The sequence below is a fragment of the Ideonella sp. FW305-24 genome (genome assembly GCF_058788035.1).
This window is the reverse complement of record NZ_JBYTAI010000021.1, coordinates 57,111-68,252: the sequence shown is the minus strand read 5'-3', so window position 1 is coordinate 68,252 and position 11,142 is coordinate 57,111. Positions and strand designations below refer to the sequence as shown.

Annotated in this window: 11 protein-coding genes; all 11 read right to left on the bottom strand. The window is 71.5% G+C overall.

Annotated features, from left to right (window positions below):
• Positions 1 to 5: 5 nt before the first annotated feature.
• From AC3WR5_RS32030 to AC3WR5_RS31980, 11 genes are read right to left on the bottom strand one after another with little or no spacing between them, the layout of a single operon-like run.
• Positions 6 to 767 (bottom strand): ABC transporter permease, encoded by a 762-nt coding sequence (locus AC3WR5_RS32030; RefSeq protein ID WP_325653901.1) that lies wholly within the window; start codon positions 765 to 767, stop codon positions 6 to 8.
• Entirely contained in the window at positions 764 to 1,693 is a 930-nt protein-coding gene (locus AC3WR5_RS32025; RefSeq protein ID WP_492489821.1) for an ABC transporter ATP-binding protein, read from the bottom strand. Before AC3WR5_RS32025 ends, AC3WR5_RS32030 begins: the two co-directional genes overlap by 4 nt.
• Positions 1,690 to 2,193, bottom strand: coding sequence for a 3-hydroxyacyl-ACP dehydratase FabZ family protein (locus AC3WR5_RS32020; protein WP_492489819.1), 504 nt, complete (start codon positions 2,191 to 2,193; stop codon positions 1,690 to 1,692). Before AC3WR5_RS32020 ends, AC3WR5_RS32025 begins: the two co-directional genes overlap by 4 nt.
• On the bottom strand, positions 2,190 to 3,446 hold the full coding sequence (locus tag AC3WR5_RS32015; protein WP_492489818.1) for a beta-ketoacyl-[acyl-carrier-protein] synthase family protein: 1,257 nt from the start codon (positions 3,444 to 3,446) through the stop codon (positions 2,190 to 2,192). Before AC3WR5_RS32015 ends, AC3WR5_RS32020 begins: the two co-directional genes overlap by 4 nt.
• Entirely contained in the window at positions 3,446 to 3,739 is a 294-nt protein-coding gene (locus AC3WR5_RS32010) for an acyl carrier protein (protein WP_231010500.1), read from the bottom strand. The genes AC3WR5_RS32015 and AC3WR5_RS32010 overlap by 1 nt, the downstream gene beginning before the upstream one ends.
• Positions 3,740 to 3,793: 54 nt before the next feature.
• The gene (locus AC3WR5_RS32005) at positions 3,794 to 5,122 is read right to left on the bottom strand and encodes a hypothetical protein (protein WP_492489816.1); all 1,329 of its coding nucleotides are present in this window, start codon (positions 5,120 to 5,122) and stop codon (positions 3,794 to 3,796) included.
• Positions 5,119 to 5,772, bottom strand: coding sequence for an ABC transporter ATP-binding protein (locus AC3WR5_RS32000; RefSeq protein WP_492489814.1), 654 nt, complete (start codon positions 5,770 to 5,772; stop codon positions 5,119 to 5,121). Before AC3WR5_RS32000 ends, AC3WR5_RS32005 begins: the two co-directional genes overlap by 4 nt.
• A complete protein-coding gene (locus AC3WR5_RS31995) occupies positions 5,766 to 7,118 on the bottom strand; it encodes an FAD-dependent oxidoreductase (RefSeq protein WP_492489812.1) in 1,353 nt (450 codons plus the stop codon). Before AC3WR5_RS31995 ends, AC3WR5_RS32000 begins: the two co-directional genes overlap by 7 nt.
• The gene (kynU, locus tag AC3WR5_RS31990; protein WP_492489811.1) at positions 7,115 to 8,344 is read right to left on the bottom strand and encodes a kynureninase; all 1,230 of its coding nucleotides are present in this window, start codon (positions 8,342 to 8,344) and stop codon (positions 7,115 to 7,117) included. Before kynU ends, AC3WR5_RS31995 begins: the two co-directional genes overlap by 4 nt.
• On the bottom strand, positions 8,341 to 9,309 hold the full coding sequence (locus AC3WR5_RS31985) for a tryptophan 2,3-dioxygenase family protein (protein WP_492489810.1): 969 nt from the start codon (positions 9,307 to 9,309) through the stop codon (positions 8,341 to 8,343). Before AC3WR5_RS31985 ends, kynU begins: the two co-directional genes overlap by 4 nt.
• The gene (locus tag AC3WR5_RS31980; protein WP_492489809.1) at positions 9,299 to 10,882 is read right to left on the bottom strand and encodes a benzoate-CoA ligase family protein; all 1,584 of its coding nucleotides are present in this window, start codon (positions 10,880 to 10,882) and stop codon (positions 9,299 to 9,301) included. The genes AC3WR5_RS31985 and AC3WR5_RS31980 overlap by 11 nt, the downstream gene beginning before the upstream one ends.
• Positions 10,883 to 11,142: the final 260 nt, after the last annotated feature.

Genomic DNA, 11,142 nt, shown 5'->3' with positions numbered 1-11,142 from the left:
GAGGCTCAGGCCTTGAGCTTGTAGCCGGTGTGGAAGGTCCACGCGACCGTGGCAGTGGCCGCGGCCACGCAGCCCAGCGCCACCGCCAGGCTGGTCCACAGGTGCACATCGCCCTGGCCGTAGAAGCTCCAGCGCAGGCCGCTGATCAGGTAGACCAGCGGGTTGAACAGCGCGAGCTGCTGCCAGGCCGGCGGCAGCATCTCCAGCGCGTAGAAGCTGCCGCCCAGGAAGGTCAGCGGCGTCAGCACCAGCTGCGGCGCCATCTGCAGCTTCTCGAAGCTGTCGGCCCACAGCCCGATCAGGAAGCCCACCAGCCCGAAGGCCAGCACCGCCAGCAGGCTGAAGACCAGCATCCACACGGGGTGCTGGATCTGCAGCGGCACGAAGCAGCGCGCGGTCAGCAGGATCACGCCGCCGACCAGCACCGCCTTGGTCGCGGCCGCACCGACAAAGCCCAGCAGGATCTCGTAGGGCGACACCGGCGCCGACAGCAGCTCGTAGACCGTGCCGGTGAAGCGCGGGAAGAAGATGCTGAACGAGCCATGCGACAGGCTTTGCGACATCAGCGCCATCATCAGCAGCCCCGGCACGATGAAGGCGCCGTAGCTCACGCCGGCCACCGTCGGCACCCGCGCGCCGACGATGGCGCCAAAGACGATGAAGTACAGCGTGGTGGTGACCACCGGTGCGATCAGGCTCTGCGTCAGCGTGCGCCGCATGCGCCGCAGTTCATGAAAGTACATGGCCCTCACGGCATGGCGATTCATGCCCCGGTCTCCTCGACCAGGTCGATCACGATGTCCTCCAGTGAGCGCTGCGCCGTCTGCAGGTCCTGCACCGCAATGCCGTGTGCGGCCAGGCGCTGCAGCAGCGGGCCGATGCCGGGCCAGCCCTCACGCGGTGTGCAGTCGCAGCTCAGCTGCATCGCATCGGCCGAGCGTTGCAACGCCAGGTCGGCCAGGCCCGCGGGCAGTTCGACCAGCGGCTGCTGCAGCTGCAGCGTCAGGCGTTTGCCGCCAAGCTCGCGCATCACCTCGGCCGTGGGCCTGACCAGCACCAGTTCGCCGCGCCGCAGCACGCCAATGCGGTCGGCCAGCGCCTGGGCTTCTTCGAGGTAGTGGGTGGTCAGGATGATGGTCACGCCCTGTTCGCGCAGCTGGCGGATGGTGGCCCACATGTCGCGCCGCAAGGCCACGTCCACGCCGGCGGTGGGCTCGTCCAGGAACAGCAGCGAGGGTTCGTGGGACAGGGCCTTGGCGATCAGCACCCGGCGCTTCATGCCGCCCGAGAGCGCCTTCATCGGGCTGCGCCGCTGGTCCCACAGCGACAGGCTGCGCAGCACCGCTTCTATGCGGGCCGGGTTCGGCGCATGGCCGAACAGCCCTCGGCTGTAGGCCACGCCGGCCTGCACCGTGGTGAAGGCATCGCTGGGCAGCTCCTGCGGCACCAGGCCGATGCGGGCCCGCGCCTGGCGGGCTTCGCGCACCGTGTCGAAGCCCTCGACCTGCACCGTGCCGCCACTGGCGCGCACGATGCCGCAGGCGATGTTGATCAGCGTGCTCTTGCCGGCGCCATTGGGACCCAGCAGCGCAAACACCTCGCCGCGCGGCACGCTGAGGCTGAGGTCCTGCAGCGCGACAAAGCCGCTGTCGTAGACCTTGCGCAGGCTGGCAATCTGAAGCGCCAAGGTCATGACAAACCCAGCTCGGCCGGACCGGCCAGCCCCAGCACGAACGACAGCTCGGCCACCCGCTGCCCGTCGACCATGGCCTGGCCGCTTACCGAGACAAAACCCGCCGTGGCGCGGTCCACCGCCAGCGTGAAGCGCACCTGCTGGCCTGGCAGCACTGGGCGCAGGAACTTGCAGCGCTGGATCATCGCCAGCACGCCCAGCTGGCCACCTCCCGCGGCCTGGGCCTGCGGCTCGCTGGCGCGCAGCGCGGCGCCGGCAATCTGCGCAGCGGCCTCGACCAGGTGCACCGCCGGCACGATGGGCCGGCCCGGGAAATGGCCCTGCATCGCCGCCAGCTCGGTGGACCAGCAGGCGCTGCCGGCAAAGCGGCCTTCGCCCAGCACTTCGGCGCTGTGCACAAGCAGCGCATCGCCGCGGTGCGGGATCAGCTGCTCGATCGCGTTGCGGTCCAATTGCAGCGGTGGCAACGGTGCCGCCACGGACTGAAGCAGCGCACTCATGCTGGCGCCCGCGTGGCGATCAAGGACACGTTGCTGCCGCCGAAGGCAAACGAGTTGGACATCACCGCGTCCAGCCGCTGGCCGTGGCGTGCGCTGCCGGGCACCACGTCCAGCGCGCATTCGGGGTCCTGTTCGCTGAGGTTGGCGGTCGGCGGGATCGAGCCGCTGGCCAGCGCATGCACGCTGATCGCGAACTCCAGCGCGCCGCCGGCACCGATCAGGTGGCCGTGCATGGACTTGGTGGCGCTGACCGCCAGGTGGCTGGCGTGCGCACCAAAAGCGTCGTGAATGGCCTGCGACTCGACCAGGTCGCCCAGCGGCGTGGCCGTGCCGTGGGCATTGACGTAGCCCACCACATCGGCCGGCAAGCCGGCGTCGCGCAGCGCGGCGCGCATGGCGGCGGCCTGGCCTGGCCGCGAGGGCTTGGTGATGTGCTGCGCATCGGTGCTGTTGCCGTAGCCGGCCAGCCGCGCGTGCATGCGGGCGCCACGGCGGCGCGCGAAGTCCTCGGCTTCCAGTACCAGCGCGGCGCTGCCCTCGCCGAGCACAAAGCCCGAGCGCTTCAGGTCGAAGGCCTTGTGGCTGCGGGCCGGGTCCTCAGCATCTGGCGTGGCCAGCACGCGCAGCGCCTGCCAGGCGGCGTAGGAGCCGGGCGACAGCAAGGCCTCGGCACCGATGACGACGATGGCCTCGGCATAACCGTGCGCAATGCAGCGCATGGCCTCGCCCAGCGCCACCGCCGAAGAGGCGCAGGCCACGCTGTAGCTTTGCGTGGGGCCGTGCAGGCCCAGCTCGATGGCCAGCCAGGCGCACAGCGCGTTGGGCATCATGCGCGGCACCGTGAACGGGTGCACCAGGATGGGCCCGTGCGGGCCGCGCTGGGCCTTCTTGGCCTCGACGTCGCGCATCGTGGTCTCCAGCGTCAGCAGGCCGCCCATGCCAATGCCGGTGAACACGCCGATGCGCTCGCGCTGTGCTTCATCCGGCGCCAGCCCGGCATCCGCGACGGCCTCGCGGGCAGCGGCCAGGCCCAGCAGCGTGACGCGGTCGTAGCCCGCCTCGGCCGGCGCGATGCGCGCGGCAAACCCCTCCGGCACTGAGGCGGCAATCGCCGTGGGCGCCGACGCCAGGATGGGCGCCGGTGCGGCGCGCACACCGCTCTGCCCGGCCAGCAGCGCGGCCATGCTGCTGGCGAAGTCCAGCCCCAGCGGGGTGACCGCGCCCAGCCCGGTGATGGCCACCGCGCGCCGCATCACGAAGCCAGCGGCAGCGGCAACGGGTCCAGCCCCGGCTGGCCGCGCTGGCGGTGCTGCTCGGCCAGCGCGGCGACCATGTCGTCCAGCGTCATGTCGCGCAGCGCTTCGGTGCGGCCGATGGTCACGCCGTATTGCTCCTCCACCATCCACAGCATCTCGACCAGCGACAGCGAGTCGATGTTCAGCGCGGAGAGCTTGACCGCGCCGTTGGCCAGCTCCTCGCGCGGGACCTGCGCGGTGTTGACCAGGTAGTCGATGGTCAGGGCCTTGATGCTGTCGATGGGGGTCATGGCATTCCTCCGGGCGTGTGGGAAAGGCAAGTTGGGATGGGCAAGCGGCGCCGCTCACAGCAGCGCATACATCAGGCCGCCACTGGCGGCCGCGGCAATCAGGACCTTGGGAATGAACATGCCCTGGTCGCCGCGGTAGTTCAGCGCGGCCAGCAGCAGCAGCGCCAGCAGGCCGGCCGGCAGCAGCCACAGCGCGCGGGCGGCGCCCAGGCTGTAGAGCAGCGCCAGCGCCAGCGGCAGCAGCGCCAGCAGGCCCAGCAGCTGCAGCACCAGCAGGCCGACCTGCATCGTGGCCCGCGGGCTGATGCCCTGGCTGGCATGCAGCGCGGCCATCGGCGCATGCAGCTGGCGCAGGTCGAAGGCCCGGCCCGCCAGCGCAAACAGCAACGGCACCAGCAGCATCAGCAGCACGTAGTGCACGACCACCGCCTGCACGCCCAGCCGCGGCAACAGCCAGCACAGCAGCACCGGCAGCCCGGTGGCGGTCAACAGGCCGAGCTGGCGCAGCAGCTGCGCAGGGGCGAGCAGGAAGCGCAGGTCCAGCCGCAGCAGGTTGGCCCGCGGCGCCTGCTGCGCATTCATGCGCAGCCAGGCCGGTGGTGGCAGCGGGGCGCGCGGCCGGCGCTGGCGAACCGCATCCGGCAGCCACAGCGCCGCGGCGCTGGCGGCCAGCAGCAGCAGCGCCAGCCAGCCGCTGCCCAGGCCCAGCGCGACCGCCAGCAGCGCCAGTGCCTGCGTTGCCAGCAGCGGCAGCAGCGCCCGCGAACGCTGCAGCCCCAGCAGCTGGACCAGCGGCAGCTGCGCGGCCAGCACCAGCGTGGCCGCCAGCCGGGCATGGCCGGCCGGGCCGGCCTCGTGGTGCAGCGTGTACTGGGCGGCGAAAAACGGCAGCAGCAGCGGCAGGTCGGCCACCGCCAGCAACGCCAGGTCGACCCGGCGCGTCAGGTGCCTGGGCAGCGGCAGCGTGCGCAGGTAGGCCCAGGCCGGGCCGCCGCTGAGCAGGCCCGCCTGCAGCGCGCACCAGCTGGCCGCCAGGCTCAGCATCAGCAGCCACACGCCCAGCGTGGTGGCCGGCGCGCCGGGCTCGGTCAGGCGCAGCACTGGCGTGCCCAGGATCTCGAGCTGCTGGGCCAGCGGCATCAGCTTGGGCGAGACCATGAACAGCACCAGGATGGCCGCCTGCCAGCGCCGCGTCAGCAGCCGGAAGCCGACGCTGGCGACATGGTGCATGCGCCACCAGAACAGCTTGCGGAACGTGGTCTGCCCACTGGGCGAGGGCGCGGTCGAACGCTTGCCCGAAGGCAGGCGGGCAGGCTGCGGCTCGGCGGGGCGCTCGGCCCGAGCCATCTGCGTGGGCGCCGGCATGGACTCGGTCGGTTTCACGCTGGCACCGCCTCCAGGTCCGCCAGCTCGACGGGGCGCACGCCCAGCAGCTGCTGTTGCTGCGTGTCGTGGCAGGTGAGCACGACCAGGCCGCGGCTGCGGCGCTGGTCCAGGCAGTCCTTGAAGACGGCCAGCGAGCGGGTGTCCAGGCCGTTGGTCGGCTCGTCCATGATCAGCACCGGCGCGTCGCTGGCCAGTGCCGAGGCCAGCAGGAACTTGCGCGCGGTGCCCAGCGACATCGCGCCGAAGCGGGTGTCCAGATGCGGCGTGATCTGGAAGCGCGCCACCAGCTCGTCGCTCGCGGCCGGGCTGCTGCCGTGCACCGAAGCGGCAAAGGCCAGCCATTCGCGGCCGGTCAGGAAAGGGTAGATCGGGCAGCCGTCCGGCACGAAGGCCAGCTGGCGTGCAGCCTGTTCGCGCGAGCGCGCCAGGTCCAGGCCTTGCAGCAGCACCTGGCCGGCATCGGGCAGCGCGGCACCGGCGAGCATGGTCAGCAGCGTGGTCTTGCCGGCGCCGTTGGGCGCGCGCACGCAGACCAGCTCGGGCCGGGCCCAGGCAAAGCTCAGGCTGCGGAAGATCACGCGGGCGCCCAGCTGCTTGCCGAGCTGGTTGACCTGCAGCAGCGGCGCCGTGGCAGCGGTGTTCAGCATGCGGGCTCCGCCATCAGCGAAGAAAAAGCGGCCTGGTAGGCGGCCACTTCGCGCTCGGCCTGGGCAGTGGCAGGCGGCTCGCCGCTGGCCGTCTGCAAGCGCGCGAGCAGCGCTTCCTGGAGTGTCTTCATGCGCAAGACCTTGGCATAAGGCATGCGATCAAAGGTGATCGCGGAATAGCTGGGCAGGAACACGCCGGGAAAGCGCGTGGCCAGCCAGGCTTCCAACTGCTTCTGGCGAGCATAGGCGGGGGTGCGCGTCTCGACCATCATTTCCTGCAGGTTGCGGGTGGACATCTGGCCCAGCGCCTGCGCGTCCTCGCGGCGCTGCTGGTAGAAGGCCTGGAAGGCGGGCGCAAAGCCGCTGGCCTGGTCCAGGCAGTCCAGCAGCAGTTCGCAGTCTTCCAGCGCGCAGTTCATGCCCTGGCCGAGGAAGGGCGTGACCGCATGCGCGGCGTCGCCTACCAGCAGCACCGGCCCGTCGCACCAGGGCCCTCCTTCGATGGTGCTGATGCGGCCCAGCGGGCGGCTGCGCAGCGCCTGGGCTTCGCCGGCGGGCAGCTGCAGGTCCGGGAACAGCGTGGCAAAACGCTGCTGCAGCGCCGCCGCGTCCAGGCCGAACCAGGCAGCCTCGGCGGCGCGCGGCAGGAACAGCGTGCCGTCCAGCTCGCCGGCCTGGCGGCCGGGCAGGCCGATCAGCATCACCTCGTCGCGCGGCCAGATGTGCAGCCCGTCCTGCCCGGCCGGACGCGGCGCCACGCGCAGCCGCACCTCCTTGTAGGCCTGCTCGAAGTCGACCCGCTGGAAGGCCACGCCGCGCTGGCGTTCCAGCGTGGCGCGGGTGCGCGAGTCGGCGCCGTCGGCACCGAGCAGCGCGTCGAAGGTGGCAGGCTGCGCCAGGTGGTCGAAACGCACCTGGACCTGGCCGTCTTCGCCATGCGCCCAGTCCCGCAAGCCCTGGCCGAAGCGCAGCGTGACCAGCGGTTCGCGCCGCGCCGCCTCGGCCAGCAGCTCGTACAGCTCGGCCCGCTGCACCGCCAGGATGCGGCCCTGGCCGGTCGGGTCGTAGGCCGAGAAAGCGAGTTCGCCGGAGGCCTGGTGGATGACCCGGCCGAGCATGCGCCGGCCGATCTCGCTGGCCCGGGCTTCCAGCCCCAGGCTGCGCAGCGCATGCAGGCCGCGGTGCGACAGCGCCAGCGCGATCGAGCGGCGTTTGGCGTCTTCCGTCAGGCCCAGTTCGGAAGCCTCGCGCCGCTCGTGCAGCTGGACCGCGATGCCGCGGCGGGCCAGCGCCACCGCGAGGTAGAGGCCGGCCAGGCCGGCGCCGGCAATGCAGACGCGTTTCACAGCAGTTGCTCCAGGGCTTGGGCCAGCGCGCGCACGTCGTCGGCGTCGTTGTAGAGCGGGCAGAACGAGACCCGCAGGATGTCGGCGCCACGCGCGTCGCAGACCACGCCGTGGCGCAGCAGCGCGTGTTCCATCGCCACCGCCTGGCCCGGCAGGTCCAGCGACAGCTGGGAGCCCCGGCGCACCGGTTCGGCGGGGGTCAGGATGCGCAGCGGCGGGCGGTCCAGCGCCTCGATGTGCTCGCGCGCCAGCGCGGTCAGCGCCAGGCTGCGGGCGCGCCAGGTGCTGGCCGGGAAACGGTCAAACAGTTCGAGCGATGCGACCAGCGCCGCCGCCGCCAGCACCGGCGGGTTGCTCAGCTGCCAGGCGCCGGCGCCGGCCTCCCGCTCGCGCGGCTGCTGGCCCCAGGCAAAGCGCGAGCTGGCGGCCTGGCCCCACCAGCCTTCGAGGCGCTGCAGCTGTGCGTCGTCATGGAAACGGCGGTGCACATAGGCGCCGCCCAGGCCGCCCGGACCGCCATTGAGGTACTTGTATCCACACCAGACGGCGAAGTCCACGCCGTCTTCGCTGAGCGCCAGCGGCAGGTTGCCGATGGCATGCGCCAGGTCGAAACCGACGCGGGCACCGGCCGCCTGCGCGGCGCGGGCCACGCGGCCAATGTCCACCACTTCGCCGGTGGTGTAGTCCACCGCGTCCAGCCAGACCAGCGCCACGCGCTCGCCGTGGCGGTGCAGTTCGCGCAGCACCGCGTCCGTCATCGACACGCCTTCGGTGGCCTGCGCCTCGACCAGGCAGACCGCGGGGTCCAGCCCGTGCAGCCGGCATTGCGACTCCAGCGCCAGCCGGTCCGAAGGAAAGGCGTTGCGGCCCAGCAGCACGCGCGAGCGTGCGCCCTGCGGCCGGAAGAAGCTGAGCAGCAGCAGGTGCAGGTTGACGCTGAGGCTGTTCATCGCCACCACCTCGCCGACCGAGGCACCGACCAGCCGTGCCAGCGGCGCGCGCAGCGGCTCGCTGGCCAGGGCCCAGGGCGTGTCGCCACGGTCCGCAGCTTCGAAATGGCCGCGCACGCCCAGCGTGGCCCAGCGGTGCATCTCGTGCGCCACGCGCTCGGCCGCGGCGCGTGGCGCCAGGCCCAGCGAATGGCCGCAGAGATAGCTCAGCGGCCGGCCGTCTGCGGCCAGCGGGCGGCAGAAGGCGTCGTGGGCAAGGGCGGGCTGCAACGTCATGCAGGCACCTGGATGCCTGGCCGGGCGGCCCACTGGCGCAGCGTGCGCAGCGCCGAATGCGGCTGCGCGGCGGCATTGGCGCTGAGGTAGCGGTGGCCGCTGCTGCCACCGGTGCCGGGCAGCTCGTCCAGCAGTTCACGCACCTGCTCGGCATGCAGCAGGCGCCAGCGGTGCAGCTGCTGCTCGAGCTGGCACAGGCGGTCCAGCGCATCGTCGATCAGCCGCTCGCGCGGCTGGCTGCGCGAGCGCGCCAGCAGCGCCGCCAGCGCGGCCGCGCGCGGCAGCCGGGCAAAGGCCGCCGGCAGCGCGAGTGCCGGCCAGCCCTGGGCGGCCTCGCGTTCCGTCAGTGCCTGGGCCCATTGCGCGTGGCAGGCCTTGGCGGCCGGTGTGGCCTGCTGGCGCTGCCATTCGGCGGCCAGGCCGCGTGCCAGCTGGTCGTGCAGCGTGGGCTGGCGGCAGGTGGCCAGCACCTGCGCGTTTTCGGCCGGCGTCATCATCGTGCAGGCCTGCGGCGCGCGGGCTTCGTCCAGCGTGCCCAGCGTGGCTTCCAGCAGCACGAACTGCAGGCTCTGGCTGCCCGAGGCGCTGCCCAGCAGTGGGCGCATGGCCAGGAACTGCAGCGGGTCCAGCGTGGCCAGCAGGCCCAGCTGCTGGTTCAGCAGCGCCTGGATCTCGGCCATGCGGTGCAGCTTGGGCAGTGCGTCGGCAAAAAAGCCGGGGGCCTGCGCATCGGCCTGCAGCACCGCGGCGGCTTCGACCAGCCACTGGCGGAACCACAGCTCGTGGGCCTGGTGCAGCACGATGAAGAAGTGCTCGTCGTGGATGGGCTGCGCGGTGTCCGCGCTCAGCGGCGCCTGCGCGCCCAGCACCTGGTCCAGCCGCAGGTAGCCTGCATAACGCAGGCCGGCATGCAGCCCGGCCTGCGCTGCGCCACCCCTGCCCAGCGGGCAGGCCTCAGCAGTCATACGAGAACTCGGTCAGCGACTGCTGGCGCAGCTGCTGGCGCTGCACCTTGCCGGCCACATTGCGCGGCAGCTCGGCAATGAACTCGACCTCGTCCAGGTGCTTGTGCGGGAAGTCGGGCCAGCGCTGGCGGGTGTGCTCGATCAGCGTGGTGATCAGCGCTTCGGAGACCGGCGTGTTCGGCGTGGTGACCACAAAGGCCTTCAGCCCGATCACGCCGGCCGGCGTGCGGCTGCCGACGACCGCGACCTCCAGCACCGCGTCCAGCTTCATCAGCGCGTCTTCCACCTCGTAGGGCGAGACCCATTCGCCGCAGCCCTTCTTGACCATGTCGTCGGCCCGGCCAACGTAGGTGTAGGCGCCGTCGCGGCAGGTGAACAGATCGCTGCTGATGTGCCATTCGCCGTCGAAGCTGGCGGCCGAGCGCTCCGGGTCGTTCAGGTAGCCGCTGGCCACGCTGGGGCCGGCAATGCACATGCGGCCCGAGGTACCTTCGCTGACGGGCTGGCCATCGTCGCCGATCAGCTTGACGCGGAACTCGGACAGGCAGCGCCCGCAGCTGTCCTCGCGGATGTCGCTCACCGAGTTCGACAGGAAGATGTGGCCGACCTCGGTCGAGCCGAAGCCGTCGATCAAGGGTGCGGCCAGCCGCGCGCGCCAGGCCTGCAGCACAGAAGGCGGCAGCGGCTCGCCGGCCGAGGTGGCAATGCGAACGCTGTCCAGCAGCGCCTCGGCGCCGGGGCTCTTCAGCAGCTCGGCGAGGATGCGCGGCGTGGCCAGGAAGACCGAAGGCCGGTGGCGCTCGATCTGCTCGGCGACCATGGCCGCGGTCGAGCGCAGCGGAAAGACCACCGCCGCCGCGCCGGCCACGCCGGCAAACAGCAGCGAGCCGCCCAGCGCATAGCCGAAGGTCAGCTTGGGCACGGCGACGATGAGGTCGTTTTCGCCCATCGCCAGGATGTCGTCGCCAAAGGCCCGCGTGCAGTGCAGGATGTCGCGGTGGCGGCGCGGAATCGCCTTGGGCTTGCCGGTGGTGCCGGAGCTGAACAGCACGTAGGCCAGCGCGTCGGCTGCGGTCTCGGCAATGGGGAAGACGCTGGGCTCGCCTGCCGCGGCACGCTCCAGCTCGCCGCGCTCGGCGGCGCCGTCGCCGCACTGCAGCACCTGCACGCCCGCTTCGCCGACGGCCTGCGCCTTGGCGCCAATGCCCTGGTGCATCACCGCAAAGCGGGCCCCGGCATGCTGGGCCATGTAGACCAGGTCGGCCGGCGGCAGCAGCGGGTTGGCCAGCACGGCGACCGCGCCCAGCGCCAGGATGGCGTAGAAGCTGCTGACGAAGGCCGGGCTGTCCGGCACCACCAGCAGCACCCGGTCGCCGGGCTGCACGCCGTGGCGCTGCAGCAGGTTGGCGCTGCGGGCCATGGCCTGCTGCAGGTCGTCGTAGCTGAGCCGGCTGTCGTGGAACAGCAGGGCCGGCCGCGCGCCGCGGCCCTCGCGCATGTGGCGTTGCACCAGGCAGTCCGCCAGATTGATCTGCGGCTGCGCCAGCAGCTCGGTCCAGTCGATGTGGTTCATTTTTCTCACCCTGGTTTGTGGGGTTTTGGAAAACCCTTTTCGGGATCTCCTGCGCGCCGATTGCACACCGCGCGAATCCGGCTCGATATCCCACGTTGAAGGGGGTTGGTTATTCTCGGAATGGAAATATCCGATATCCGGGCAGGGTGTATCTGTAACGCCTTGAAAGCAGCACTTTCGAATATCTTTCGGCCCTGGTATATGCGCGCTGACGCGTGCGGCGCGCCATCGCGCGCACACCCCTAGCGCAGCAGCGCAAA

What these genes read in the sequence shown, in the direction of transcription:
- AC3WR5_RS32030 (WP_325653901.1), bottom strand. Translation starts at nt 767, where the DNA reads ATGAATCGCCATGCCGTGAGGGCCATGTACTTTCATGAACTGCGGCGC.
- AC3WR5_RS32025 (WP_492489821.1), bottom strand. Translation starts at nt 1,693, where the DNA reads ATGACCTTGGCGCTTCAGATTGCCAGCCTGCGCAAGGTCTACGACAGC.
- AC3WR5_RS32020 (WP_492489819.1), bottom strand. Translation starts at nt 2,193, where the DNA reads ATGAGTGCGCTGCTTCAGTCCGTGGCGGCACCGTTGCCACCGCTGCAA.
- AC3WR5_RS32015 (WP_492489818.1), bottom strand. Translation starts at nt 3,446, where the DNA reads ATGCGGCGCGCGGTGGCCATCACCGGGCTGGGCGCGGTCACCCCGCTG.
- AC3WR5_RS32010 (WP_231010500.1), bottom strand. Translation starts at nt 3,739, where the DNA reads ATGACCCCCATCGACAGCATCAAGGCCCTGACCATCGACTACCTGGTC.
- AC3WR5_RS32000 (WP_492489814.1), bottom strand. Translation starts at nt 5,772, where the DNA reads ATGCTGAACACCGCTGCCACGGCGCCGCTGCTGCAGGTCAACCAGCTC.
- kynU (WP_492489811.1), bottom strand. Translation starts at nt 8,344, where the DNA reads ATGACGTTGCAGCCCGCCCTTGCCCACGACGCCTTCTGCCGCCCGCTG.
- AC3WR5_RS31985 (WP_492489810.1), bottom strand. Translation starts at nt 9,309, where the DNA reads ATGACTGCTGAGGCCTGCCCGCTGGGCAGGGGTGGCGCAGCGCAGGCC.
- AC3WR5_RS31980 (WP_492489809.1), bottom strand. Translation starts at nt 10,882, where the DNA reads ATGAACCACATCGACTGGACCGAGCTGCTGGCGCAGCCGCAGATCAAT.